The following is a 25,418-nucleotide window of genomic DNA, read 5'->3' as shown; positions in this document are numbered from 1 at the left end:
ATGGAAAGAATGAAAATACTAGATGTAAATTTTGCTGACATGACAGCTACACCATTTTTTCAAGTGGAGGCGAAAAATAGAATTAGATTCGATATAGAATTATTTGAGGATAATTTGAGAGGATTAAGAGGGATTTTGACTGAACTTTTTAAAAGTCCTGATACAATTGATGTTTCATTTATTTCCGGTTACATAACATATGGTAAAAGTAAGAGAATAAATGAGAAAACAAAAATTGGAAGGTTCATGAAGATTAAGAATTGGGCAGAAACGAAAGTAGACGTTGATGATTTTGAAAGTACAATCATATTTACTACGATTAAAGGTGTACATGAAGATGAAGTATATAAGTATTGCAAGTATGTCGTTAATGGTGGTCAGCAAGCGTATATTTCTTTTTATAACGATACTTATTTATTGTATATAAGTACAGACGTTATTGATATTATTTCACCAGATACAAGTTTAATAGAAAAGTTAAAACTTCAATACAGTGAAGAATATGATAAGTTTTATGAAACTATATTGACGGATTCGGAAATGTTTACAAGTGATAAGTAATTTCAAAGTATTGATAGAAAGATATATGGAAAATGGAGATGGCACGTTGTTTTAAAATAATGTGATCTCACATTGCCATGCGTTTTAAGTTAACGATGAAGGGTTTCAAGACGACTTGGTGCAATTCATCCATATATATACCTAAAATTTTTCATTACAAGTACTACAATTTCTATTGCTCACTTTTACTTTATAAATTTAGGATGTAGTTTTACGTGTTAGTAGTAATTTCACTATTTCTGCACAACTTCTGCACACATTTAGGTGATTTCTATGTCATGATATATTCCGTAAGTGAAATATTTCACAAGAAATGAAATGTTTCTTTACGACGGTGTATGCATATTTACGCATACATGAAATAAGATTGACTCTTGTTATTCTTTTACATCAAAGCCCACATTACACTACGAAGTATAACAAGAAGGGGACAGGAACATGAATAATCGATTTTTAAAACAACTACAAAACTTGAAAATGAACAAAAAAAGTATAGGAGCTGTTGCATTAACAGCTGGAATTATCGGCACGACACTTATTCCTCAAAATGCATACGCGCACGGCTTTGTTGAAAAGCCTGGTAGCCGTTCCGCTTTATGTAGTCCAACTTATGGTGCTCTAAATGTAAACTGTGGAAGTGTTATGTATGAACCACAAAGTTTAGAAGCTCCAAAAGGATTCCCACAAGGTGGCCCAGTTGATGGGCAAATCGCTTCTGCAGGTGGAAAATTTGGCGGTATTTTAGATCAACAAACAGCAAATCGTTGGTTTAAAAATACAATCACTGGTGGGGAAAATACATTTACTTGGAAGTATACAGCACCTCACTTAACAAGCAAATGGCACTACTATATTACAAAAAAAGGATGGAATCCAAATAAAGCACTAACAAGAGCAGACTTTGAGCCAATTGGCACTGTACAACATGATGGTTCTGCAGCTTCAAATAATTTAACTCATAAAATCAATGTACCTACTGACCGTAGTGGATATCATGTGATTTTAGCTGTATGGGATGTAGCTGATACAGCAAATGCGTTCTATAATGTAATTGATGTGAATCTCATCAATAATGTGAAACCAGACACAGAAGCGCCAAGTATTCCAAATGGAATTCAGGCGCAAAAAGTAACAGCGAATAGTATAGAACTAACATGGAACGTTTCTACGGATAATGTAGGAGTAAAAGGGTACCAAATCTTCCGTAACGGAGAGATGATTGACACAGTACCAGGCACTTATTTTATTGATAAGAAATTACAACCAAGCACAGAATACACTTATACTGTAAAAGCAATTGACGCAGCTGGCAATGTATCGAAAGAAAGTACAGCGCTTACAGTGAAAACAACAGTTGAAGCTCCTGATACAGAAGCACCAACACAACCAAAAGGATTACATAGCATGGGAACAACAGCGTCAAGTGTGGATCTAATGTGGAGCCCATCTGATGATAACGTTGGAGTAGACTATTACGATATTTATAGAGAAATAGAAGGAACAATGAAAAAAATTGCAACATCCAATACGACTTCTTATATGGATAAAAATTTACTCGCTAATACTACTTATAAATATGCAGTGAAAGCAGTGAAAGCAGTGGATGTAGTTGGAAATGAATCCGTACAAAGTGATACGTTCACAATTACTACAAAAACTGAAAGCGCTTCATATGAAGCGTGGGATGCAAAGAAAGCATATAAAAAGGGAGATAGAGTTTTACACGAGGGAAAAGTGTATGAAGCAGTCCAGAATTATGAAGGACATGGGGATCCAAACTGGATTTTTGCTTTATCCTTATGGAAAGCAGTGTAAGCTTTACCTCAAAATGAAATAAAAGATGATGGGCTTTGATGCAAAAAAAGGAAGTTTGAGAGTTAACTTTTCTACTTATAAAAAAGACGACGTATTCAGCGTCGTCTTTTTGTATTAATCTAGAATATTCATCAAAGAGACTTTCAAACGAATAAGCTACAGAAAGGTTACTATACGAATACATAATGTAGAATCATATAGTAACCTTTCTATTATGATAACACTTTCGTCATAAGTATATGCGCAATTCCATCTTCCATAAATACGTCGGAAGAAGTTTGATAGCCTAATTTTTCATAAAACCCTTCAGCTTGTGTTTGACCGTGTAGTTTAACTTTGTTTGCTTCTTTGTTACGAGCAATCTCTTCTAACTTTTGAATGATTACTTTGCCTAATCCGTATTTGCGATAGTCTTTTAAAATACAAATTCTTTCTAGTTTACCCATTCCGTCAACGAATCGTATACGGCCAGTTCCTACAGGAAGTTCATTATAATAAATTAATATATGTTTGCATGCCTCGCCAATTTGGTCATATGTATCGAATTCATCTTCAAGTGGGACACCTTGTTCTTTTACAAAGACTTCTTTTCGAATGTGAAAGGCAGTTTCTAAATCTGTAAGTTCTGTTATGAGTTTGGATTGCAAATTGTTCAGCCCTTTCTAGTGCGATATGAATGTGTTTTCATAGTATATCATACTGTAATGCTATAAAAGAAAAAACTGACTTGCAAAAGTCAGCCTTTAAAATGCTTAATATTCTTTTATACCGTTTTTTGTTCCGATGATTGCTTTGCTCGTCATATTGATGAATAATCCTGTTTCAACTACACCGGTAATCATCTTTAACTCTGTATGTGTATCATTTGGATTCAATATTTTGTTTGGAAAAATACAATCAATAATTAAATTGCCGTTATCAGTTATAAATGGTCCGCCATCTTTCATACGTAAACGCGTTTCGCATCCTAAAGATTGAATTCTCTTTTCAGTTTGCTTCCAAGAGAAGGGGATGATTTCAATAGGAAGTGGAAAGGTACCTAAATGTGAAACGAGTTTGGATTCATCTGCAATAATAATAAGTTCTTTAGAGGAGGTGGCAACAATCTTTTCGCGAAGTAATGCACCACCACCACCTTTTATTAATTGTAAATCATTATTGATTTCATCTGCTCCATCAATTGTGAGATCAAGTATATCAATTTCATTTAAAGAGATTAGCGGAATAGATAATTGTTTTGCTAATACTTCAGTTTCTTTTGATGTCGGTGCAGCTTGAATAGATAACCCTTCTTGTACACGGTGACCTAACTTTTGTATCGTCCAATATACGGTTGAACCCGTACCAAGTCCAATCGTCATACCATCTCTTACAAAGCCAGCAGCATATTCGCCTGCAAGCTGTTTTAAATTCATCATTTTACTCCGCCGGGCGTGATCCAGCATCTAAACCGGAATTTTCAACTGTAAGTATAGGGCGAACGGTAATATCTTTATGTACACGCATTTGGCACGATAATCGTAAGTGGTCTTCAATTCCTTTTTCCGTAATAGCTTGTTTTTCATCATTTGTCGCCTCACAAAAATCACCTGCAATGACTTCAACTCTACAAGTTGTACATCTTGCTTTGCCACCGCAACGATGAAGAATGTGTACACCGTTATCTTCAAGTGCTAATACTAATTTCGTTCCTTCTTTAATATCGAAAGTTCCGGTACCTTCCACTGTTAATTTTGGCAAATTGATTCCTCCTCATGTAAAATGCTATATAACATATTTATGACCCGTATTCATGAACATAAACATAAAATTAATTATAAGCCCCGTAACTTTTTTATTTGTTCAATCGTTTAATAAGTAAGCGCTGAAAAGGAGTGGTTATTTTGTGCACAAAAGTAACTCAGGTTTTAAAGAATCATATCGATATGAATCATTCAAATATAAATTTTTTAATTACACATTATGCAGAGGTAAAAAGATACTGTACGTTTTTGACGAAAAACAAATGGGATGGGGAAGACCTTGCCCAAGAAGCAATTTGCAAAGTTCTTCAAAAGTATAGTGAGAAGGAAATTTGTATAACGCTTCTGTATAAAATTGCTCGAAATCAATGGTTAGATCAAATGAAATCAAAATCCGTTCAAGAAAAGTTAGAACAGCAAAATACATTTGAAGAACCACATGGAAAAATTGCAGATTTGCATGAAATGGTAGGGAAAGTATTGTCTTCGTTAAATGTGCAACAATCCGTAATTTTATTATTGAAGGATGTTTTTCAATATAGTATCGCGGATATTGCAAAGATATGCTCTGTATCAGAAGGGGCAGTGAAAGCATCTTTATTTAGGAGTAGAAATAGGCTGAAAACTGTAAATGAAGAAGGCATTGAAATAGTGGAGTACACGGATGATGTTGAAATCGTTGTAACTTCTATTCGAGAAGAAAGACCTGAATTGTTGACGAAACTTCTCCCAACAATAGATTTCACTAAGTTACCATCAATACAACCAGTGTTATTCTTCAGTATGAAACAATCTTCTTCTTACAGTTGTATGCTTAATGCGGCATAAAACAGATGGAGGGATTTATAATGAGTGTAATTCCTTACGTAATAGAACAAACGAAATTAGGAGAACGCTCCTATGATATATATTCAAGATTATTAAAAGACCGAATTATTATGATTGGTTCAGAAATTAACGATCAAGTTGCAAGCAGTGTAGTAGCACAATTATTGTTTTTAGAAGCGGAAGATGCAGAAAAAGATATATTCCTGTATATCAATAGTCCGGGTGGTTCAACGACAGCGGGATTTGCAATATTAGATACGATGAACCTTATTAAACCAGATGTGCAAACACTTTGTATGGGCTTTGCGGCATCATTCGGTGCGCTTTTACTATTAGCTGGCGCAAAAGGAAAAAGATTTGCGCTCCCTAACAGTGAAATCATGATTCATCAACCGCTTGGCGGTGTAAAAGGGCAAGCGACGGAGATTGAAATTACAGCAAAAAGAATTTTAAAGTTAAAACACGATATAAATAAAATTATCGCAGAGCGAACAGGGCAACCAGTTGAAAAAGTAGCACATGATACAGAAAGAGATTATTTTATGACGGCAGTAGAAGCGAAGGAATATGGAATTGTCGATGCAGTTATTGAGAAAAAATAACATAAAACAGGCTAGAGAATATACTAAATTCTCTAGCCTGTTTTTGTCATTCTTTATTCTTTTATCCATTCATCAACTAAAGCTTGATTCTTTTTAATCCATTTTCGCGCGGCTTCTTCTGGATCTTTCGTTTTATTTAGCATGACCATTAAAGTACCTAGTTGTTCATCGTTCATTTTCCATTGATCAAAGTATTTCACAATATCCGGATGATCTTTTTCGAAACCTTTACGAACTGAGTAATAAATGTCATCTTTTTCACCATATACTTTCTTAGGGTCTTTTAAATATTTTAAGTCAAATTCTGAAAAGCCCCAATGAGGATTCCAAAGCGTAACAGCAATTGGTTTCTTTTTCGTATATGCCTTCTTTAGTTCGCTCATCATCGCAGCTTCTGAAGATTGGACAAGTTTTAGTTTTATATCATATTCCTTCATTGCTTTATTCGTTAAATTCATTAGGCTACTACCAGGTTCAATCCCAACAATTTTATTATCTAGCTCATCTTTATGTGCATTTAAATCTTCAATACTGTTAACGTTTTTCACATAAGAAGGGACGACTAAACCAAGCCCAGTACCTTCATACCATTTTGATTTTAAGACGAAGTCATCTTTGTAACGGGCATTTAATGGTTTATCTGTAACAGGAAGCCATACTTCTAGATTCGCATCAACATCACCACGTGCGACGCCAGTCCATATCGCAGCTTTTTCTAAATACATGAGTTCAACTTTATAGCCTTTTTCTTCTAATAAAACTTTCCACATATTTGCGGTTGCGATATTTTCTTTCCAACTTGTTACACCAAGTTTAATTTTTCCTTTCGAATTTGCATTTGTTGCATTACAAGAAGTGAAAATCATACTAATAAATAGTAACAGACTTATAATCCATATTTTTTTCGCATTCAAAACCTCCTGTGAAGCTTTTGCTTTTTATAAATTAATCTATAAGTGAACCTTCTTATTATGAACGGAAACAAGAATTTTTAAAGAAATCTTATATATGTCATTTTTATGTAATATTTCTCTGTAAAATCGCAACACTATGTAAATAGATGGGTAGAAAAGGAGTAGTGACATGGATAATACAAAGGTACGTGTTGAAAATGTAACAAAAGTCTTTGGGAAACATCCGCAACGAGCGCTTACCTTATTAAAAGAAGGAAAAAGCAAATCGGAAATTTTAAAGGAGACAGGAATGAACGTTGGTGTGAAAAAGGCAACGTTTGAAGTATACACTGGAGAAATTTTCGTTATTATGGGTTTGTCTGGTAGTGGGAAATCAACGCTAGTTCGAATGCTAAATCAATTAATCAAACCGACAGCCGGGCATATATACATAGATGGTGAAGACATCGCAACGATGGGAAAAGAAGAATTGCGAAGAGTAAGAAGGACGAAAATGAGTATGGTTTTTCAGAAGTTTGCTTTATTTCCACATCGTACGGTAATACAAAACGTTGCGTACGGGTTAGAAATTCAAGGAGTTCCAGTAGAGGAACGAGAAAATAAGGCGTTAGAATCGCTACAGTTAGTAGGACTCGATCATCATAAAGATAATTACCCTAGTCAACTTAGTGGTGGTATGCAGCAGCGTGTTGGAATTGCAAGGGCACTAACGAATAATCCAGATGTATTACTAATGGACGAGTCATTTAGTGCATTAGATCCACTAATTCGAAAAGAAATGCAAGATGAATTGTTAGAGTTACAAGATAAAATGGAAAAAACAATTATTTTTATTACACATGATTTAGATGAAGCTCTTCGAATTGGTGATCGTATCGCATTAATGAAAGATGGAGAAATCGTTCAAATTGGAACGCCGGAAGAAATTATGATGAGTCCTGCCAATGAATTTGTAGAGAAATTCGTGGCGGACGTGAATTTAGGAAAAGTAATTACGGCGGAATCTATATTAAAACGACCGGAGACTTTATTAATTGATCGTGGACCACGTGTAGCACTTCAAATTATGAGGAATGCAGGTGTTTCTACCGTATATGTTGTAAACAAAAAGTATGAATTTTTAGGTATATTAACTGCGGATGATGCAAGTAAAGCAGTACAAAAACAGTGGCCGATTGCTGATTTATTACTTAACGATATTCCACACGTTTATCTAGATACATTACTGGAAGAAACGTATGCAAAAATGGCGGAGATGAAATATCCATTACCCGTAATTGATGAAAAGAAAAGGTTGAGAGGAATTATTAAACGTGAAAGTGTCATTCAAGCTCTTGCAGGTAACATTGAGGAAGAGGTGAAAGACGATGAATAATATTCCGCGCATTCCATTAGGCGAATGGGTCGATTCATTTGTTGCAAGTTTATATGAGCACTTTGAAGGCTTGTTCCGAGGATTCTCCTATATTATCGGTGGATTTGTTGATTTACTCACTAATTTTTTAACAATAATACCAGCCATAGTGATGATTATCATCTTATGTTTCCTCATTTGGTACACAACGAGGAAATTATCTTTAGTCATTTTTACGCTCATCGGATTATTATTTATTTTAAATATTAACTACTGGGCACAAACGATGCAAACATTAGCGCTCGTACTTACGTCAGTTATTATTTCAATTATTATCGGAATTCCCATTGGCATTTTAGCATCTCAAAATGAACGTTTCTCAAAATTTTTAAAACCGACATTAGATTTTATGCAAACAATGCCGGCATTCGTCTATCTCATTCCCGCGATAACATTTTTTGGAGTAGGCGTCGTACCAGGCATTATTGCTTCCGTTATTTTTGCTATGCCACCGACAATCAGATTTACAGACTTAGGAATTAGACAAGTTCCAGAAGATTTAATTGAAGCTGCGAATGCGTTTGGCTCTACCGCATCACAAAAATTATTTAAAGTACAATTACCGCTCGCAACGGGAACGATCATGGCTGGCGTGAATCAAAGTATTATGCTTTCGTTATCAATGGTTGTAACAGCTTCACTTGTAGGAGCGCCAGGACTTGGCGTCGATGTATATCGCTCTGTAACACAAGTAAATATCGGAATGGGATTTGAAGCTGGACTAGCTATCGTCGTGATTGCGATTATATTAGACCGAATTACGCAAGGGTTTTATACAAAAGAAAATAATTCAAAAAACACACTTTATACTACAAAGTGTGTTTTTTGAATTCGAATTACATCCGAACAATAACAGAACCTCCAGCTGGTGCACAAACTTGGTTTTGCTGTTGTTCCATTGATTTTATTAATTGATTATTTTCTTCGATTAATGAGATTAATTTAGCTAATTGGCTTTCAAGGCTTGCGATGCGCTGCATCATGTATTGCGAATCATAATGCAGTGTATTCCTTACTGGATGGGGGGTAAGCATATTGTTGATTTATATTTGGATTCCAATGAGGATACATTTGAATCGTTCCTCCTTCAATAAATTACTGATCTTTCTTATAGTAAATGCCTATGTATATGTAATGGTGACTTAAAAATTCTTTCAAACGAAGAGGATTATGTAGGGGGAATGGAAAAGTAATAAAGTACATTTTCTGGAAATTTTCAAGCGGAATAGCAAATATATTAGTAGACAGCAACGTTCATGTAAATGGATATTATATGGGGAGAAATTATGAGAGGAGATGCTATTTTGGCTAATAATAAAAAAAGAAATGATGCTATGACAATTGGTGTCGCTATAGGTGTTGTAATCGGTGTAATTCCTGGTGTATTTACTGATAATATAGCAATCGGAATAGCGATTGGGATTGCAGTTGGAATGGGGATTACGCTTTTGAAGAAATAATGAGTTGTAAATTATTTTAATGTGAAAATTCTACTTTCAAAAGATTGAATTTTCGGAATATAAAACCTATTTTTCCTTTTTTTATGATATTATATATGCAAAGGATGGTGATGGATATGCCAATAAACAATCAAGCAGAACAAAACTGCTTCATTTGTGAAAAACATAAAGGGAACATTACAGTTTCAGGTGGAGCTATTTACGAAGATGAACTCATTTACGTTGGACATGTCCATTGGGATGCAGAAGAAACATATCTTGGTTATGTAATGATTGATATAAAGAGACATGTACCTGGTCTCGCTGAATTAACTGAAGATGAGGCAAAGGCATTCGGACTGATAACAAGTAGAGTAAGTAAAGCGCTTAAAGAAAGCAAAGGTGCAGAACATATTTACAGTTTCGTTTCAGGTAATGGTGTACCACATTTGCATATGCACATTATTCCACGTTATCCAAATACACCAAAAGAGTTTTGGTCACCGACTGAAGTAGCAAATTGGACTGGTGTACCACATGGAGATTCAGAGAAAATAAAAAAACTATGCGAAAGAATACGAAAGTATATGGTAAATGAGTATGCATACAACAAATAATACACAATATTCATGGGTTGGAAGTAGAGAAATGTGTTTAGACGAAGTTTCAGTCAAGCAATATGGTGATATTGTACTTGGTAAATACGGCGGGAATATAAGTGCCGGAGCAAAAAAGAATGAAGACGGTGCATTAGTTTGGTCGAATGGTGATTGGGAATTCGCTGTTATATTAGACGGGCATAATAGTGCGAAAAGTGTTGAATTAGTAGTAAATACAATCCAAAAAGAATATGAAAATATAAAAGCGATTATGAAAGAATCAATTAAAACAGTATTTCGATCTGTTGAAAATCATATACTTACAATTTTTCAATCCTCCTCATTTAAAGAAAACTGTAAAAGAGTAAAAGGTGAAACTGCTTGCTTAATATGCGTAAGAAAAGAAAATTACATATGGTGGCTTTCCATAGGTGATTGCTTAGTTTATGTATTTCATGATGAATTACATAAATTAGGACAATATACATTGAATCAACGCCACTTTTACGAATGGATTGGAAATGTAAACACATTTGATTTACCCGTTCCTTGCTATTCTTCAGGAATTCGTGAACTACGTACTGGAAAGAATCGAATTGTAATGGTGACAGATGGGGTATTAGAATGCGGGGAACGCCGTTATGAAACGCCATTAAATCTTTATAATGATATGAATGGAAAAAATATTGAGTTAAAAGAAAATATTCATAATGTGTTAGAACATGTTCATCATCAATTCGGACGAGATAGTGCGACCATTATTAGTTGGGATTATGAAAATGATGCATATGCTACGTATCCGAGTGATCAGCCGGAGAAAATTAAAGTGAAAAAATAAAAAGGAGAGGGTTTTCTGTCAGTTACAAAAATATCCTTATTAATTTTATGGGTGCTATCTTTATTGGTTTTTGAAAGAATAGCGAGAAGACAGTTAAATATACCGAAACAAAAAGGATGGAATAACCAACATGTGAATGATACACATAAATGGGGAAATAGAATTATTATTTCCTCTTATATAGTTGTTATTGCTATAAGCACTTTTCTTCCAAATCGTATATTTATGGGCTATGTACCTCCTTTATTTTTTATTACGTTATATGGATTTCAATCATATATGGAGTGGAAATATGATAAGGAATCGCGGGAGTTTTTGATTTCATTATTAGGAGTTGCAGCATTAATAATAACAGGGTTCATACTATATTTCTTCCTTTAATATAGTATAAATTTAAAGCAAGAAGAAGAGAAGAAATGAAAAAACCTTTCTTACGTGCAGAATCGATCATTTTTAATGAAGATCATTCAAGAATACTCGTTCAATAACCGTTACTATAGTCCACTTTATTTTAAACAATTCAATGAAGTAATAGGAGGAATGATATTGAGAACCTATACATTTTGGATTATAATTTTTGTTTTTTGTATAGCGGGCTACTTTTTGGATCGATTTTTAAGAAAAAAATTGAATATGCCAAAGAGCGGATTTTGGGGATATAAGAAACATGTAAATAGTTTACATAAAAAATTGGAAATAGGACTACTTTTTATTTATTTAATAACTAGCTTTATATTTATCTTTAAATTCGAAAGTGTAAATATTGCTTATGTCATTTTTACTTATTTAGGGGGGACGATAATCCTAAGAGCATTGATGGAATGGAAGTATGATAGAGAATCGAAAGAATATATATTTTCGATAATTGGGATATTCACGTTTATTTTTATGACTTCAATACTATTTTACTTCTTCCCATCTGCTGCATAATAAAATGATTTTTGAAGGTATAAATAATGAAATAACTAATTAATAAGAAACCATTTATCTATACATGAATGGTTTCTTATTATGTGTACGAAGTTCGGTCTTCGCAATTTAATCATTTATTTTAGCCAATATGGATTTAATGAAATTTGTTTTATCCTCTGCATATTTATGCTTATCATTAGGGTTAGCTGTTGAAAGTTGAATCTTTAACTGTTCATACTGCATACGAGAAGTTTTATTGTCTATTAAGTAATCTCTGAATTTTAATTGTTCTATTAAATATGGATTCCCTTGTTCATACATATGAATTTGATGAGTTCTTGGCTCACCTTTATTGAAATAATACCTTTCGGGTAATACATCTTTTCTATATTTATAATTTAATTGTTCTAGGTTCGTAATACATTTTAGACCACTTTTGGAATCTCTTAATTCCATCGCAATATCAATAATAGGTTTTGCGCTTAAATGCGGGATGGAAGTACTTCCAATATGGTGTATCGCTAAAATATATTTTCCAATGTGTTCCTCAATTAATTGTTTTTCTTTTGAAAACTCAAATTCCCACTCTTCGGACCACGGAACTAAAAACACTTTACCATAGGGTAAACCTAGCATTTAATTAGCACCCCCTTACATATTTTTTCAATAAAGTTACTTTACATCTTCTTAAAACTCCTCAATACAAGAAACTCCCACAATCTCCAAGGAAGAACCTTCTTCGCAAAGATCATAAATTTTACACCTTTCCCAATTGGGTATCGTAATGTAGTACGCCTTGCTTCAGCAATTTCTACGATTTTATTTGCAACATCCATCGGATTACCAAGTGTATCGTTGCCATTGTTTATGTGCTTTTGTATTTTATCCATATATTCTTTGTAAGGAGAGGTTGTATCAGATTGGTTTTCAGCTAATTGTTTACCAACTTCCCATATGTTCGTGTTATAAGAACCAGGTTCAAGTAAGGCAACGTCTATTCCGAAAGGCTTTACTTCTAAGCGAAGGGATTCACTCCAGCCTTCTAATGCATATTTTGAAGAAACGTAAGGAGATAGACCAGGGAATCCTACTTTCCCGCTAATACTGCTTATATTAATGATTTTTCCGCTTTTCTGCTTTCTCATATATGGTAAGACAAGTTGCGTGATGGATATAGCTCCAAAAAGATTTGTTTCAAATTGTTTACGGTAGTCCTCCACTCGGATTTCTTCGATAAAGCCCCCATTTGCATATCCTGCATTATTTATGAGAATGTCTATTCTGTTTATTTCGTTTAAAAATAATTGGAAGTTATGTATAGAACCTTGATCTGTTACATCTAATTGTTGAACTTTTATATTTTGTTGTAAGTCGAGTTTAGTAGCTTGAGATATTAAGTCTATTTGTTTCTCAAGATTGCGCATTGTAGCAATGACAAAATAGTCTTTTTTTGCAAGTTCAAGTGTCGTTAAAAGTCCGAATCCACTTGATGCTCCTGTAATAATCGCGATTTTTTTATTCATTGTTCGCTCGCTTTCTTTTTCTTTTATCATAACGAGTTATAAAGAGAAAATCTATTTATTGTATAAAGATATTTGATATAATTGAAAATAATTATCAATTAAATTTTGGTTTTTACATAAAAGGAGTGTGGGTTTCATAGAGACTAACGGTTTTCATGATATTTTTCATAAATATTTTTATGGTTTACAAGTTGTAGAGGAAAGACATATGAATGTTCCAAAAACAATAGGTATGGGTGAAATACGAAGATGGACTTCATTTTCAGGTATGGAAATTGTGTTATCAAATTATCAATTTCATAATAACCATCGCATCCAGTTTGCATCTGATGCAGCAATGGTGGAGCTTAATTTTTGTTTACAAGGGTTCGGAGGAGTGCAAGTTGGTCATTCTTCGTATGAATTAATGACTGGAAATAGCTATTTATATTTTATGAATGATTTTGATGTAGTATTTGAATATGAAAAAGAAACGCCTCTATATTCATTAGCGATTGGGATTCCTGTACAATTGTTTAATCATTTCATGATGAATAATGCTATTGAAAAAAGTCTTGATTTTCATTCTATATTAGGAAATCAATCTTTTAAAAAGTTTCAAAATCCAATTGATTCTATAACATCTAATCTTATTAAGAGAATGATAGAGCATCCCCAAAAGGATCGTATTAGTCAACTAGAATTAGAAAGTAAAGCGCTCGAATTGCTTTCTATACATTTGGGGAGAGTGTTGCTTAATGATTGTGACGCAAATAAAAGGAGTCAATTATCAAAACAGGATTTGAATAAAATAAAACAGGCTGAAGAAATTTTACTTCAACGAATGGAATCACCCCCATCATTATTAGAATTAGCTAAAATAGTAGAGTTAAATGATTATAAATTAAAAATTGGGTTTAAAGAATTATTTGGGATGTCCACATTTGCATATTTACGAGAAAAGCGTATGGAGCATGCGATAGATTTACTGCGTTCGGGAAATAGTAATGTGACCGAAACGGCATTTGCAGTTGGATACAATAATGTCAGTCATTTTTCAGAGTTATTTCGTAAAAAGTATGGAATGAATCCATCAGAATTTTTACGTATTTATTAACGTAAAACAGGAATAATCCGCTATACCGTAAATTCCTCCGTCATTTGGTAGTTGCTTTTTGTAATGGTCATTATAATTACAAACAACATCCAATTGGAAATAACTTTTTATGGAGGAATTTAAATGAAAGAACGGAATGAAAGTCATTTTTGGATATTTGTATTAACAGGAATGTTTCTTATTATAACAACGACGGGTTTTGCACGTATGGCATATGGAATTATATTGCCGTTTATGCAAGAAGGACTCCATTTATCTACAGCTCAAGCAGGTATGTTAGGAACCATACTCTTTTTAGGGTATTTATTAACAGTCGGAACATCTGGAATACTTACTATCCGTTTTGGAGCAAAATCAGTTTTATTAATAGGGAGTTGGCTCGTCGTTATAAGTTTAATAGGATTAGCATTTGTCTCCTCATTTTGGATAGCCTCTATTTGTATGTTATGTGCTGGAGCTGGTAGTGCCCTTGTATATACACCACTCATGTCAATAACAGTAGGATGGTTTCCAGAAAAAAGAGGAACTGCAATGGGGCTATTATTAAGCGGTGCTGGCATAGGGATGCTATTTAGTGGAATAATTGTTCCTTATATAGTACGTGCATTTCCAGAGTATAGTTGGCGTGGTTCATGGCTTTTGTTTGGAGTTATTACATGTATTGTTGTATTCGTTGCCTCAATTGTTTTGAAAAATCCAGAAGTTACTGAAGATGAGGGGGAAAGGAATAATAAGTCGTTTTTATGGAAAACGAAAGAGCTATACATCATTGCATGGATGTATTTTATTGTGGGCGTTGTTTATTTAATTCCAAATTTATATCAAACTAGTTTTATGATTAATAATGGTATTGCGGCATCAATTTCGGGAACTGTTTATGCGATTGCAGGAATGTTTTCAATCGTAGGAGCTCCTGTCTGGGGATTGATTTCGGATCGGGTTGGTATAAAGAAGACGTTATGTATTGCACTTTTATTAGCTGTAATAGGTGATATGATTCCAATTATATTTGGACATACCATTGGCTTTATCATGTCGGCAATTATTTGGGGTTCCAGCCTCGGAGGTATCCTTTTATTAATTCAAGTTGCTGCTTCAAAGCAAGTATCTCCGAAATATGTCTCAATGGCAATTAGTTTTATATCCGTTTTCTATGCAGTTGGTCAAATGATTGGACCAGGACTTGCAGGATGGATTATCGGGGAAAGTGGATATACAACAGCTTATGGATTAGGTGCTTTTGGTTTCTTTATGTGCATATGTTTGGGATTAAGGCTAAAAAGAGGGGATCTGGCAAACTCAGCGTATATAGAGAAGTGAGTATTGTCTTGAAATGAATCTTTTTAATGGGGGGAAGCAAAGTGTTCCATGTTAAAGACGTATTAGCAGATCAGTTATTAGCAAATGCGAATGATCCCAGTTGGTATATTCCATTTTCAGATGCAGTTAAGGATTTATCTGAGAGAGAAGCTTTCTGGAAACCGAATGAAGAGTGTAATAGTATAGCTGAAATTGTACAACATTTACTGTATTGGAATACGACGTGGCAAACTAGGTACAAAGAATCAAATGTTAATGCTGTGCCCGCTATTGGTGATAATAACAAAAGTTTTATGCTATCAGATAATCAAACATTTGAAGAGTTAAGAGAAAAACTATTAGAGAAACTGTTACAATGGCAAAGTCTCATAAATGAAGACAAGGTTGAAAGTGATGTAATTGGATTTCCTGTATCTGCGAAGTGGTGGGAAGTATTAGCTAATGTAACGACTCATAACGCGTATCACATTGGTCAAATTATTTACATTCGGAAATTACAGAAGAGTTTTGATAATGAATAAGATAATAATTCTCAAATTAGGTGAACAAAAGTGGACAAAACGAGACAGATGTCTCATTTTGTCCACTTTTTTATTATGAAAGAAAAGAGAAAACCTATTAAATCAGGGATTAGAATTTGGCACAGTACTTGCAATATAAAAGATGAACAAGAAAATAGGAGGGCTGGACATGTTAAAAACAACTGAAAGTAAAGGGAATGAAATTACGAAAGAACAAGCTCGTTGGATGTATGAAAAAATGTTAGAGATTCGTAAGTTTGAAGACAAGGTGCATGAATTATTCGCGCAAGGCGTTCTGCCAGGTTTCGTTCATTTATACGCTGGTGAAGAAGCAGTAGCAGTTGGTGTATGTGCCCACTTAACAGATAGTGACAGTATTACAAGTACGCATAGAGGTCACGGCCATTGTATCGCAAAAGGTTGTGATTTAAATGGCATGATGGCCGAACTTTTTGGGAAAGCGACAGGGTTATGTAAAGGTAAAGGTGGTTCAATGCATATTGCCGATTTAGATAAAGGAATGCTTGGTGCAAATGGGATTGTAGGCGGAGGTTTTCCACTTGCTTGCGGTTCAGCATTAACAGCTAAATATAAAGGAACGAAAGATGTAAGTGTTTGCTTCTTCGGTGACGGAGCAAATAATGAAGGAACATTCCATGAAGGGGTTAATTTAGCAGCGATTTGGAAGTTACCAGTTATTTTTATCGCAGAAAATAACGGTTACGGTGAAGCAACAACATTTGAATATGCTTCTAGTTGTAACTCTATTGCTGATCGTGCAAAAGCATATAACATTCCGGGTGTTCAAGTAGATGGAAAAGATCTATTAGCAGTATATAAAGCGGCGGAAGAGGCTGTTGAGCGTGCACGTAATGGCGGTGGCCCAACTTTAATTCAATGCATGACATATCGTAATTACGGTCATTTTGAAGGAGAAGCACAAACGTATAAAACAGCGGAAGAAAAAGAAGAACATTTAAATGAAAAAGATGCGATTGTGCATTTCCGCAAGCATTTAATTCATGAAGCTTTATTAACGGAATCCGAACTTGTGGATATGGAAAAGGCAGTAGATGAAGCAGTACAAAAATCAATTGAATTTAGTGAAAACAGTCCATATCCAGAGGATGAAGAATTATTAAAAGATGTATACGTTTCTTACAAATAAGAGGAGGGTGAAAAATAATGACTAGAACAGTAAGTATGTCAACTGCAATTAATGAAGCGATGAAAATATCAATGCGTCGTGATGAAAACGTAATTTTAATCGGAGAAGATGTTGCAGGCGGTGCACAAGTGGATCACTTGCAAGATGATGAAGCATGGGGCGGTGTACTCGGTGTTACGAAAGGACTTGTACAAGAATTTGGTCGAAATCGTATTTTAGATACTCCAATTTCAGAAGCGGGTTATATGGGAGCGGCGATGGCAGCTGCTGCAACAGGTTTACGTCCGATAGCTGAATTAATGTTTAATGATTTTATCGGTAGTTGTCTTGATCAAGTATTAAACCAAGGTGCAAAGTTCCGCTATATGTTCGGTGGAAAAGCGAAAGTGCCAGTTACAGTACGTACGATGCACGGTGCTGGATTTAGCGCAGCGGCACAGCATTCACAAAGTTTATATGCGTTATTTACGAGCATTCCAGGTATAAAAGTTGTCGTTCCTTCCACTCCTTATGACGCAAAAGGCTTATTATTAGCGGCAATTGAAGATGACGATCCAGTAATCTTCTTTGAAGATAAAACACTTTACAATATGAAAGGCGAAGTACCAGAAGGGCACTATACAATTCCTTTAGGAAAAGCAGATATTAAACGTGAAGGTTCTGATGTAACAATCGTTGCAATTGGAAAACAAGTTCATACAGCACTTGCAGCTGCAAAGCAATTATCGGAAAAAGGACTCGAAGTAGAAGTAATCGATCCACGTTCTTTATCACCGCTGGATGAAGATACGATTTTAGCATCTGTTGAAAAAACGAATCGCCTAATTGTTATTGACGAAGCAAATCCAAGATGTAGTATCGCAACAGATATTGCGGCAATTGTAGCGGATAAAGGATTCGATTTGTTAGATGCACCTATTAAACGAATTACAGCACCACATACACCAGTTCCGTTTTCGCCACCACTTGAAAAGTTATATTTACCAACGCCGGAGAAAGTAATTGAGACTGTATCAGAAATGATCGGAGACCAATCTTTATTACATGTGTAATGAAACGATGAGAAGGGAGAGAGAAACATGGCTGTAGAAGTTGTAATGCCGAAGTTAGGTATGGCGATGAAAGAAGGTATTATTACGAGCTGGAATATTAAAGCAGGTGATAATGTAGAAAAAGGTGAACTAATTGCTAGTATTAACTCGGAAAAAATCGAAACTGAAATAGAAGCACCAGCTGATGGAACTGTTCTTGATATAGCTGTAAGTGAAGATGAGGGAGTGCCGCCGGGTACTGTAATTTGCTACATCGGTAAACCGGACGAAAAAATAGAAGTCTATGAAAGTACAAATGTTGTAGAAGAAAAAATACCTAATCCAGAACCTAAAAATATACAACATCCAGAACCATATGCGAAAGAAATAGCAAATCAAAGAATCAAAATTTCACCTGTTGCGAAGAAAATTGCAAAGTCTGAAAATCTGGATATCAAGGCATTAGTTGGTACAGGTCCTGGTGGAAGAATTACAAAGGTAGATGTGTTAAAGGTGCTTGAAGAAAGAGTGCCGATTCCAGAAGTACTTGAACAAGAAGAAAGTAAAGTCATTCCTGTTACTGGTATGCGGAAGGCAATTGCGAACCGTATGCATGCAAGCTTACAAAATAGTGCGCAATTAACATTAACGATGAAAGTAGATGTTACAGATTTAGTTGCTTTACATAAAGAAATAGCGGAAGTTGTACAAAAACGATACGATAACAAACTAACTATTACTGATTTCGTTTCTCGTGCTGTTGTATTAGCGCTTAGAGAGCATAAAGAAATGAACAGCGCGTATATAAATGATGCCATTCATCAATTTGAACATGTTCATTTAGGTATGGCGGTCGCGTTAGAAAAAGGATTAGTCGTTCCAGCTATTCGCTTTGCTAATAATCTATCTTTAGTAGAGTTATCTAAAGAGATTAAAAATGTGGCACAAAAGGCACGAGCAGGCAGTTTAAGTAGTGATGATATGCAAGGGACAACATTTACAATTAGTAATTTAGGTAGCTTCGGTATTGAATATTTTACGCCAGTATTAAATACACCTGAAACTGGTATTTTAGGTGTAGGTGCAATTGAACATGTTCCTGTATATAAAGGGAAAAAATTAAGAAAAGGAAGTATGTTACCTTTAAGTTTAACATTCGATCATCGTGTACTAGACGGTGCACCAGCAGCTGCATTTTTACGCACAATTAAACGTTATTTAGAAGAGCCTGTAACAATTCTTTTATAAAGAGAAGGTGAGAAAATGAGTAATTTAGTTGTTATTGGGGGCGGACCTGCTGGTTATGTAGCGGCAATTACCGCGGCTCAAAATGGAAAAGATGTCACTCTTATTGATGAAGCTGATCTTGGCGGGACTTGTTTAAATTTCGGTTGTATGCCTACGAAATCATTGTTAGAAAGTGCGGAAGTATACGATATTGTTAATCATGCGAATCGTTTTGGAGTATTAGTAGATAAGCAGAATATATCAATTGATTGGAAACAAATACAGACGAGAAAATCACAAATTGTTACGCAACTCGTACAAGGTATACAATATTTAATGAAGAAAAATAAAATAAAAGTTATACAAGGTAAAGCGAAATTTGAAACGGATCACCGTGTGCGAGTTACACATGGTGATAAAGAAGATGTAGTAGTTGGAGACCAGTTTATTATAGCGGCAGGATCAGAACCAACTGAATTACCTTTTGCTCCATTTGATGGGAAGTGGATTTTAAATAGTAGTCATGCAATGTCCCTAGAAAATATACCAAAATCATTATTAATCGTTGGTGGTGGTGTAATAGGTTGCGAGTTTGCAAGCATTTATAGTCGTCTTGGAACAAAAGTTACGATTGTTGAAATGGCATCGCAATTATTACCTGGTGAAGATGAAGATATCGCACAAATTTTAAGGGAGAAACTAGAAAATGATGGCGTAAAAATATTTACAGGAGCGGCTTTAAAAGGATTAAATAATTATAAGAAGCAGGCTTCATTTGAATATGAAGGAAGTATCCAAGAAGCCAACCCGGAATCCATTCTCGTTTCTGTAGGTCGAAAACCACGTGTACAAGAATTAGCTTTAGAAAAAGCAGGCATTCAATTTTCAAATAAAGGAATTTCTGTGAATGAACATATGCAAACAAATAGATCACATATTTACGCAGCGGGTGATGTGATTGGTGGAATACAGCTTGCTCACGTTGCCTTCCATGAAGGAACGACAGCGGCATTACACGCGAGCGGAGAAGATGTGAAAGTAAACTATCATGCTGTACCTCGCTGTATTTATACAGCTCCAGAAATTGCTAGTGTCGGTTTAACAGAAAAAGGAGCAAGAGAGCAATACGGTGACATCCTCATCGGAGAATTCGCATTTACAGCGAACGGAAAAGCGCTTATTATTGGAGAACAAACGGGGAAAGTAAAAGTTATTGTGGAACCTAAATATCAAGAAATTGTAGGGATTTCTATTATCGGTCCTCGTGCAACCGAACTAATCGGACAAGGAACGGTGATGATTCATACAGAAGTAACCGCTGATATAATGAGAGATTATATTGCAGCACATCCAACTTTATCTGAAGCGATTCATGAGGCATTATTGCAGGCAGTAGGACATGCTGTACATGCTTGAAGGTAAAAAGACCAGTCTAATAGGACTGGTCTTTTTAATAAATAATATTTAAGTAGCAATATGTATAAAAAGATACTAGAAAAATCGCTATACTCTCATGTTTTTTTAATCGATGAGAGTATAGTGGTTTTGAAACTTCTTCACTTATTTAATTGAAATGCGCTGTTACTATTTAATTTCAATAGCTGAAGTTATATCGTTCCAATCTGCAGCTAAATTAGCAGTTTGACCATACCAATCAGAGTGTCTAAAGGAGACACCTTTTCCATATCCTTGAGTTGAAGAATGTTCCCATAGCGTTGTTGAATAACTTGCAGAAGGTGAAGCTGTACTTACAGAAGAAATTCTGTCGTTCCAGCTAGAAGGTAGGTTTTTAAAGCCACTGCTCCAATAAATATACTGTCCACCTTTATTTTGATGCTCATAAAAATCGGTACTACCAGCACCACTACCTAAAGGGTTAATTTTATTTTTAAGTGCCTTTTTATCCTTTTCAATAAAAGCATTCAATGTTTCTCTGCTAGTAAAGCCATAAGCTAACCAATCTCCATTTTCATTTTGCTTAGGGAGTACCATAGTAATTTGGATGTCTTTTTTGATTGATCGCTTAATTTTGTGAATGAATTAACATTCTTTTCATCAACTTTTAAATAATCAAATGATTTAATTGTATTGTCTTTTTCTGCAGCACTTACTACTCCTAATCCTCCAGTTAATGCAAAACCTGCTACTAATGTCCCTGCTACTAATTTCTTCAACATATAACCATCCCTTTTTGTTTAGATTTTTGTACAGGTAAAACTTGTACATGTAAAATGTATTCTAATTTCACATTTTTGTAAATATTCTGAAGTTTTAGAAATAACAGGCGGAATATTTAGAGTTTTGCATTTATTCTTTAGAAAAAATAGCTATTGGAATGATATAATAAATAGATATATTGCTTTTGTTGGATGTTGAAATGTTTTAGGAGAGATATAATTGAAATATTTTACAAGAGATTGGTATAAAGAAATGCAACTTTCAGGATTTGTACATTTCATAGAATCAATAGAAAAATGTAAAGAAATAGATCCCGATTATTTACAAAGTTTGAAAGATGAAGTAGAAGAAAGGAAAGAAGATTTATTAAATTATCTTCCTGAAACGCTACATTCATACTTTTATAACAACACTATTGATTCAGAATATCCCCCTAATGAATTAAAGAAACTTTTGTTAGAGTGGACAGCAGATTATGAAAAAAAGAATGACACAATTAGATCGATCATACTTAGAACATTTTAATTCCGTTAAGGAAATGCTTCCGGCAAATGTCATTCAGTTACATGAGGCATTACTACATGATAGTGAAATTTCAACTGTAGAGAGAAAATCAAAAGATATTTTATCTATAAAATTAGATTGCAGTGGTACTTTTAGTGATTTCGATAACCTTCAATTAACTTTTACAGGAGTGACGAAATGTTCTATGTCGGAAAGTTTTAAAGGTGCTTGGTGGCTATACCATGAAATAGAGCTTACTGAAGATGGATTTGAATTAGGTATGTTATTTGATTGCCCATTTGAAGAAGTAACGATTTGTGCAAAAGATGTCTTGCTTGAGAAAAAATAACTTGGTTATTTGTATATTAATTTATAATAAAGAGAGTTTCTTTTGCTGAAGTTTACAAGTTCGATAACAAAAAAACAGTCATTTAAGACTGTTTTTTATTTTGATACTAAATTATCAAGCTTCCAATATGTATTTGTTAATGGAGCAACTTTACTATCAATATACAAATACATGTTATTTAAGTCTTTAGGAGAAGTTTTCATTTCAAATACAACGTCAGTAGTTAAAGAGAATTCGTGTGGAACATTTTTATAGTGCTCGTCACCTATCGGATGAGCTTCACCTTCATATTTTTGACCAGTTTTTTCATCTTGTATGAAATATTTTATTTCCGAAAGATCAATAGTTTGTCCATCGTCTCGAACATTATTAATCATAACACGAGTTGTTAGGCGCCACTCTTTGTCTATTTTTTCAAATTTTGCATTTTCAACTGTTGCTCTATAGTATTCATTTTTAACAATTTCCCCATAATGCATTGCATTCTTTTCAAAAGCGCTCTTTTCTTGTTTTGGTGCAGTATTTCCACTACATCCTGCCATTATTCCTGTAAATAATAATGCTGTACAAGTTACTTTAATTATAGATTTCATAGTAATCCCTTTCTGTATTAAAAAGTAAAAAATAGGAATAATTTTACATCAATAGGAAGGTAAATGGAAGTATGTTTGTGGAATATGCAAATATACATTTATTTCGTTTTCAAGTTAATGGGATAAAAATAGGGAGAAAAACTGTATAAAGCTGAAGAAATAAGAATTGAAAATATTGTAAAACAGAAAAAACATGCATATAATTGAATGAGAAGAGTTAAATTTCTGAATCTTCAATAATAGTGGTGATAACATGTTCACTGAAGAGCGTAGAGAGAAAATTTTAGAGTTACTTAAGAGAGATGGAAGAGTAATCGCAAAGGATCTTGCGGAAAGTTTTGATATGTCTATTGATTCTATAAGAAGAGATTTGTCTATTATGGAGAAGGATGGTTTATTAAAAAGAACGCACGGAGGTGCAGTTGAACTTACGCGAGTGAGAAACTTAGCTGCCGAACCATCGAAACGTTATCGTGATAGTTCAATAGATGAAGATGCGATTGCGAAAGTTGCTGTATCCTACATACAAGAAGGAGATTCCGTTTTTATTGGCGGGGCTTCCATTCATTATGCCATGTTAAAGTATTTACCTGAAACATCATTTACAGTTATTACGAATGCTTTAGAAATTGCTAGTAAGTTACGGGAATATAAGAACATTGATACGTACTTAATTGGTGGAAAAGTGAAACCATCAGGAAATATGACAGATACACTGGCCTCTGAATTGATAAGTAGATTCTCTATTGATCTTTATTTCTCTACAGGTGGCGGTATTTCATTGAATGGTATAAGTACTGCGACACCGGAAGTTGCTTATTTTGGAAAAACAGTAAGTAAAATTGCTAGAAGAAATATTTGTTTAGCTCCTCATAATAAAATCGGAATAGACTGCTTTATAAAAGGAGAGTCACTGGTAGAAATTGACCTTATAATAACAGATGAAGGGGCTAGTAAAGAAACGATTCAACAATTTGAGAAACAAGGTAAAGAAATTGTAATAGCGTCAATAGACCTCATTTAAAAGGAGTTTGAAATGATTATAAAAAGACAAGAGTTTCATATAAATGGATTAACTTATACAGTTCGTTCTGCAGTTCAAACGGATGCTGAGCAGTTATCAGAAATTAGAGTTCAGATCGATGGCGAAACTGAAAATATGGATAGAGAAGCTGGAGAGGGGTTTATTGATAAGATAGGGTTTCAAAAAATAGTAAAAACAGATAGTGAAGAGATGAAGAATCTTTTTTAGTTGTAGAAGTGCACAATCGAATCGTAGGATTTTCGAGATGTGAAGGATCAAATTTGAAGAGATTATCTCATAAAGTAGAGTTTGGTGTTTGTATTTTAAGAGAGTTTTGGGGATATGGAATGGGTAAGAGTCTATTGCAACAATCTATTCAGTGGGCTGATGAAAATGAAGTGAAAAAGATATCATTGCAAGTGTTAGAGACAAATGAAAAAGCCATCAAACTTTATAAAAAATTAGGTTTGGAGGTAGAAGGTATTCTAAAAAATGATAAAAAACTGTCGGATGGTAAGTATTATAATACGGTAGTAATGGGAAGGTTTACTGATACTTTTCATAAAAGAGGTGAAGAAGTATGTTTTACAGAAGGAAATACTATGTAGTAAAAAATGAATTCATAGAAATATTTAATGATCATTTCAATGATACTAATTTACCTAATCAAATAAAATATGGTTCTCGTTTAATAGGGCGCTGGATGAAAGATAATAATGATGGTACGACTGAAGTATTTGCACTATGGGAATATGATAGTTATGAACAGTATAAAGAAATTGAATCAAAAATTAGAAGCGACAAGATACATGTTAAAAGAATACACGATTGGTATGAAAAACATGGCGGGAAAGAATATGTTTTACAGGAGTACATATTAGAGTTAAAAAATGAAGAGTTAGTATGTACTGTAAAGTGATAGAGGGGTGGGGAATAATGGGAATTAAAACAAAATTATATTTTAGTTTAGCATCCACCATTTTATTTGCAATAGCGGTGATAGTTTTCTTTATAAACGGAAATCCACAAAAGTGGTTTTGGTTATGTATTTTCTTTGCGTCCATTATACAAAATATAGTTCTACTAAAAAAGAATAAAGAAGTTCATTAAGATATTCAAATTATTAACATACTTGTGTCATCTTTCTAGTTGTATTGAAAACGCTTTTATTCAGATTTATAATAAAAGTATGTTTTATAAATCTCCAAAACAATTAATAG

General features: G+C 34.1%; 27 protein-coding genes and 4 pseudogenes. 22 read left to right on the top strand and 9 right to left on the bottom strand.

The genetic code is table 11. From position 1 onward, the window contains the following. Both JFT95_RS11700 and JFT95_RS11695 read left to right on the top strand, forming a co-directional pair. Positions 1 to 561 (top strand): phosphatase, encoded by a 561-nt coding sequence (locus JFT95_RS11700; RefSeq protein ID WP_201052273.1) that lies wholly within the window; start codon positions 1 to 3, stop codon positions 559 to 561. A gap of 438 nt (positions 562 to 999) precedes the next feature. Next, positions 1,000 to 2,376 carry a lytic polysaccharide monooxygenase gene (locus JFT95_RS11695; RefSeq protein ID WP_201052271.1) on the top strand — a complete coding sequence of 459 codons (1,377 nt, stop codon included), beginning with the start codon at positions 1,000 to 1,002 and terminating at the stop codon, positions 2,374 to 2,376. Positions 2,377 to 2,588: 212 nt separating this feature from the next. Here JFT95_RS11695 and JFT95_RS11690 read toward each other — a convergent pair whose 3' ends face one another. The 3 genes from JFT95_RS11690 to JFT95_RS11680 form a co-directional block, all read right to left on the bottom strand. Further along, complete coding sequence (locus JFT95_RS11690; protein WP_098635744.1) at positions 2,589 to 3,023, bottom strand: GNAT family N-acetyltransferase; 435 nt, start codon at positions 3,021 to 3,023, stop codon at positions 2,589 to 2,591. A 105-nt stretch (positions 3,024 to 3,128) separates the two neighbouring features. After that, on the bottom strand, positions 3,129 to 3,791 hold the full coding sequence (gene rpiA / locus JFT95_RS11685) for a ribose 5-phosphate isomerase A (protein WP_002136714.1): 663 nt from the start codon (positions 3,789 to 3,791) through the stop codon (positions 3,129 to 3,131). A 4-nt stretch (positions 3,792 to 3,795) separates the two neighbouring features. Beyond that, entirely contained in the window at positions 3,796 to 4,116 is a 321-nt protein-coding gene (locus tag JFT95_RS11680) for a 2Fe-2S iron-sulfur cluster-binding protein (protein WP_002189833.1), read from the bottom strand. Between the two features lie 143 nt (positions 4,117 to 4,259). Between JFT95_RS11680 and JFT95_RS11675 the strand changes: the two genes are divergently transcribed. Next, on the top strand, positions 4,260 to 4,946 hold the full coding sequence (locus JFT95_RS11675) for an RNA polymerase subunit sigma-70 (protein WP_088039528.1): 687 nt from the start codon (positions 4,260 to 4,262) through the stop codon (positions 4,944 to 4,946). Between the two features lie 20 nt (positions 4,947 to 4,966). After that, entirely contained in the window at positions 4,967 to 5,548 is a 582-nt protein-coding gene (gene clpP / locus JFT95_RS11670) for an ATP-dependent Clp endopeptidase proteolytic subunit ClpP (RefSeq protein WP_016101280.1), read from the top strand. Positions 5,549 to 5,601: 53 nt separating this feature from the next. On the opposite strand, the gene JFT95_RS11665 is transcribed toward clpP, so the two are convergent. Then, positions 5,602 to 6,414 carry a glycine betaine ABC transporter substrate-binding protein gene (locus tag JFT95_RS11665; RefSeq protein ID WP_002013035.1) on the bottom strand — a complete coding sequence of 271 codons (813 nt, stop codon included), beginning with the start codon at positions 6,412 to 6,414 and terminating at the stop codon, positions 5,602 to 5,604. A gap of 217 nt (positions 6,415 to 6,631) precedes the next feature. Here JFT95_RS11665 and JFT95_RS11660 point away from each other — a divergent pair, with 217 nt between their 5' ends. Next, the gene (locus JFT95_RS11660; RefSeq protein WP_000370622.1) at positions 6,632 to 7,837 is read left to right on the top strand and encodes a quaternary amine ABC transporter ATP-binding protein; all 1,206 of its coding nucleotides are present in this window, start codon (positions 6,632 to 6,634) and stop codon (positions 7,835 to 7,837) included. Next, on the top strand, positions 7,830 to 8,705 hold the full coding sequence (locus JFT95_RS11655; RefSeq protein WP_201052269.1) for an ABC transporter permease: 876 nt from the start codon (positions 7,830 to 7,832) through the stop codon (positions 8,703 to 8,705). The genes JFT95_RS11660 and JFT95_RS11655 overlap by 8 nt, the downstream gene beginning before the upstream one ends. A gap of 7 nt (positions 8,706 to 8,712) precedes the next feature. Here JFT95_RS11655 and JFT95_RS11650 read toward each other — a convergent pair. Next, positions 8,713 to 8,947 (bottom strand): annotated as a pseudogene (locus JFT95_RS11650) (hypothetical protein). 215 nt (positions 8,948 to 9,162) lie between these two features. Here JFT95_RS11650 and JFT95_RS11645 point away from each other — a divergent pair. The 5 genes from JFT95_RS11645 (at position 9,163) to JFT95_RS11625 (ending at position 11,682) form a co-directional block, all read left to right on the top strand. After that, positions 9,163 to 9,336: a glycine zipper domain-containing protein gene (locus JFT95_RS11645; protein ID WP_002127725.1), complete on the top strand. Its 174-nt coding sequence runs from the start codon at positions 9,163 to 9,165 to the stop codon at positions 9,334 to 9,336. Between the two features lie 104 nt (positions 9,337 to 9,440). Next, positions 9,441 to 9,932, top strand: coding sequence for an HIT family protein (locus JFT95_RS11640; RefSeq protein ID WP_201053641.1), 492 nt, complete (start codon positions 9,441 to 9,443; stop codon positions 9,930 to 9,932). Then, positions 9,910 to 10,752, top strand: coding sequence for a PP2C family serine/threonine-protein phosphatase (locus JFT95_RS11635; protein ID WP_201052268.1), 843 nt, complete (start codon positions 9,910 to 9,912; stop codon positions 10,750 to 10,752). The genes JFT95_RS11640 and JFT95_RS11635 overlap by 23 nt, the downstream gene beginning before the upstream one ends. A 63-nt stretch (positions 10,753 to 10,815) precedes the next feature. Then, the gene (locus tag JFT95_RS11630; protein ID WP_201052267.1) at positions 10,816 to 11,133 is read left to right on the top strand and encodes a DUF4181 domain-containing protein; all 318 of its coding nucleotides are present in this window, start codon (positions 10,816 to 10,818) and stop codon (positions 11,131 to 11,133) included. Between the two features lie 165 nt (positions 11,134 to 11,298). Further along, entirely contained in the window at positions 11,299 to 11,682 is a 384-nt protein-coding gene (locus JFT95_RS11625; protein ID WP_002136703.1) for a DUF4181 domain-containing protein, read from the top strand. A 108-nt stretch (positions 11,683 to 11,790) separates the two neighbouring features. On the opposite strand, the gene JFT95_RS11620 is transcribed toward JFT95_RS11625, so the two are convergent. Further along, on the bottom strand, positions 11,791 to 12,300 hold the full coding sequence (locus JFT95_RS11620) for a GrpB family protein (RefSeq protein ID WP_002200267.1): 510 nt from the start codon (positions 12,298 to 12,300) through the stop codon (positions 11,791 to 11,793). Positions 12,301 to 12,341: 41 nt separating this feature from the next. After that, entirely contained in the window at positions 12,342 to 13,187 is an 846-nt protein-coding gene (locus JFT95_RS11615; protein ID WP_207192355.1) for an oxidoreductase, read from the bottom strand. Positions 13,188 to 13,323: 136 nt separating this feature from the next. Here JFT95_RS11615 and JFT95_RS11610 point away from each other — a divergent pair, with 136 nt between their 5' ends. The 7 genes from JFT95_RS11610 (at position 13,324) to lpdA (ending at position 20,966) form a co-directional block, all read left to right on the top strand. Beyond that, positions 13,324 to 14,283: a helix-turn-helix domain-containing protein gene (locus JFT95_RS11610; RefSeq protein ID WP_002065832.1), complete on the top strand. Its 960-nt coding sequence runs from the start codon at positions 13,324 to 13,326 to the stop codon at positions 14,281 to 14,283. Between the two features lie 123 nt (positions 14,284 to 14,406). Then, positions 14,407 to 15,603, top strand: coding sequence for an MFS transporter (locus JFT95_RS11605; protein ID WP_002013052.1), 1,197 nt, complete (start codon positions 14,407 to 14,409; stop codon positions 15,601 to 15,603). 41 nt (positions 15,604 to 15,644) lie between these two features. Continuing rightward, positions 15,645 to 16,124, top strand: coding sequence for a DinB family protein (locus JFT95_RS11600; protein WP_002085139.1), 480 nt, complete (start codon positions 15,645 to 15,647; stop codon positions 16,122 to 16,124). 169 nt (positions 16,125 to 16,293) lie between these two features. Beyond that, on the top strand, positions 16,294 to 17,292 hold the full coding sequence (gene acoA / locus JFT95_RS11595) for an acetoin:2,6-dichlorophenolindophenol oxidoreductase subunit alpha (protein ID WP_201052265.1): 999 nt from the start codon (positions 16,294 to 16,296) through the stop codon (positions 17,290 to 17,292). Positions 17,293 to 17,309: 17 nt separating this feature from the next. Further along, positions 17,310 to 18,344, top strand: a complete 1,035-nt coding sequence (gene acoB / locus JFT95_RS11590; protein ID WP_002127716.1) for an acetoin:2,6-dichlorophenolindophenol oxidoreductase subunit beta — start codon at positions 17,310 to 17,312, stop codon at positions 18,342 to 18,344. A 27-nt stretch (positions 18,345 to 18,371) separates the two neighbouring features. Beyond that, positions 18,372 to 19,571, top strand: coding sequence for a dihydrolipoamide acetyltransferase family protein (locus tag JFT95_RS11585; RefSeq protein ID WP_201052263.1), 1,200 nt, complete (start codon positions 18,372 to 18,374; stop codon positions 19,569 to 19,571). A gap of 15 nt (positions 19,572 to 19,586) precedes the next feature. Next, the gene (gene lpdA, locus JFT95_RS11580) at positions 19,587 to 20,966 is read left to right on the top strand and encodes a dihydrolipoyl dehydrogenase (protein ID WP_201052261.1); all 1,380 of its coding nucleotides are present in this window, start codon (positions 19,587 to 19,589) and stop codon (positions 20,964 to 20,966) included. Between the two features lie 168 nt (positions 20,967 to 21,134). Here the strand turns inward: lpdA and JFT95_RS11575 are convergent. Next, a pseudogene (locus JFT95_RS11575) lies at positions 21,135 to 21,727 on the bottom strand (hypothetical protein). 220 nt (positions 21,728 to 21,947) lie between these two features. Between JFT95_RS11575 and JFT95_RS11570 the strand changes: the two are divergent. After that, positions 21,948 to 22,581: pseudogene (locus JFT95_RS11570) on the top strand (DUF4085 family protein). A 95-nt stretch (positions 22,582 to 22,676) separates the two neighbouring features. On the opposite strand, the gene JFT95_RS11565 reads toward JFT95_RS11570, so the two are convergent. Beyond that, a complete protein-coding gene (locus tag JFT95_RS11565) occupies positions 22,677 to 23,174 on the bottom strand; it encodes a hypothetical protein (RefSeq protein ID WP_201052260.1) in 498 nt (165 codons plus the stop codon). 253 nt (positions 23,175 to 23,427) lie between these two features. Between JFT95_RS11565 and JFT95_RS11560 the strand changes: the two genes are divergently transcribed. The 3 genes and pseudogenes from JFT95_RS11560 (at position 23,428) to JFT95_RS11550 (ending at position 25,117) form a co-directional block, all read left to right on the top strand. Continuing rightward, positions 23,428 to 24,198: a DeoR/GlpR family DNA-binding transcription regulator gene (locus tag JFT95_RS11560; protein WP_002136681.1), complete on the top strand. Its 771-nt coding sequence runs from the start codon at positions 23,428 to 23,430 to the stop codon at positions 24,196 to 24,198. A 12-nt stretch (positions 24,199 to 24,210) separates the two neighbouring features. Next, a pseudogene (locus JFT95_RS11555) lies at positions 24,211 to 24,806 on the top strand (N-acetyltransferase family protein). Continuing rightward, a complete protein-coding gene (locus JFT95_RS11550) occupies positions 24,779 to 25,117 on the top strand; it encodes an NIPSNAP family protein (RefSeq protein ID WP_002165665.1) in 339 nt (112 codons plus the stop codon). Before JFT95_RS11555 ends, JFT95_RS11550 begins: the two are co-directional and overlap by 28 nt. Positions 25,118 to 25,418: the final 301 nt, after the last annotated feature.

Source organism: Bacillus sp. TH17 (assembly GCF_016651125.1).
GTDB classification, from domain to species: domain Bacteria; phylum Bacillota; class Bacilli; order Bacillales; family Bacillaceae_G; genus Bacillus_A; species Bacillus_A mycoides.
Note: the sequence above shows the minus strand (reverse complement) of the source record. Positions and strands in the feature narration are given on the sequence as shown.

Coding starts and splice junctions, on each gene's coding strand:
- JFT95_RS11635 (WP_201052268.1), top strand. CDS start 9,910: ATGAGTATGCATACAACAAATAATACACAATATTCATGGGTTGGAAGT.
- JFT95_RS11660 (WP_000370622.1), top strand. CDS start 6,632: ATGGATAATACAAAGGTACGTGTTGAAAATGTAACAAAAGTCTTTGGG.
- lpdA (WP_201052261.1), top strand. CDS start 19,587: ATGAGTAATTTAGTTGTTATTGGGGGCGGACCTGCTGGTTATGTAGCG.
- JFT95_RS11655 (WP_201052269.1), top strand. CDS start 7,830: ATGAATAATATTCCGCGCATTCCATTAGGCGAATGGGTCGATTCATTT.
- JFT95_RS11640 (WP_201053641.1), top strand. CDS start 9,441: ATGGTGATGGATATGCCAATAAACAATCAAGCAGAACAAAACTGCTTC.
- JFT95_RS11645 (WP_002127725.1), top strand. CDS start 9,163: ATGAGAGGAGATGCTATTTTGGCTAATAATAAAAAAAGAAATGATGCT.
- acoA (WP_201052265.1), top strand. CDS start 16,294: ATGTTAAAAACAACTGAAAGTAAAGGGAATGAAATTACGAAAGAACAA.
- rpiA (WP_002136714.1), bottom strand. CDS start 3,791: ATGAATTTAAAACAGCTTGCAGGCGAATATGCTGCTGGCTTTGTAAGA.
- JFT95_RS11700 (WP_201052273.1), top strand. CDS start 1: ATGGAAAGAATGAAAATACTAGATGTAAATTTTGCTGACATGACAGCT.
- JFT95_RS11565 (WP_201052260.1), bottom strand. CDS start 23,174: ATGAAATCTATAATTAAAGTAACTTGTACAGCATTATTATTTACAGGA.
- acoB (WP_002127716.1), top strand. CDS start 17,310: ATGACTAGAACAGTAAGTATGTCAACTGCAATTAATGAAGCGATGAAA.
- JFT95_RS11550 (WP_002165665.1), top strand. CDS start 24,779: ATGTTTTACAGAAGGAAATACTATGTAGTAAAAAATGAATTCATAGAA.
- JFT95_RS11665 (WP_002013035.1), bottom strand. CDS start 6,414: ATGATTTTCACTTCTTGTAATGCAACAAATGCAAATTCGAAAGGAAAA.
- JFT95_RS11605 (WP_002013052.1), top strand. CDS start 14,407: ATGAAAGAACGGAATGAAAGTCATTTTTGGATATTTGTATTAACAGGA.
- JFT95_RS11615 (WP_207192355.1), bottom strand. CDS start 13,187: ATGAATAAAAAAATCGCGATTATTACAGGAGCATCAAGTGGATTCGGA.
- JFT95_RS11585 (WP_201052263.1), top strand. CDS start 18,372: ATGGCTGTAGAAGTTGTAATGCCGAAGTTAGGTATGGCGATGAAAGAA.
- JFT95_RS11695 (WP_201052271.1), top strand. CDS start 1,000: ATGAATAATCGATTTTTAAAACAACTACAAAACTTGAAAATGAACAAA.
- JFT95_RS11620 (WP_002200267.1), bottom strand. CDS start 12,300: ATGCTAGGTTTACCCTATGGTAAAGTGTTTTTAGTTCCGTGGTCCGAA.
- JFT95_RS11560 (WP_002136681.1), top strand. CDS start 23,428: ATGTTCACTGAAGAGCGTAGAGAGAAAATTTTAGAGTTACTTAAGAGA.
- clpP (WP_016101280.1), top strand. CDS start 4,967: ATGAGTGTAATTCCTTACGTAATAGAACAAACGAAATTAGGAGAACGC.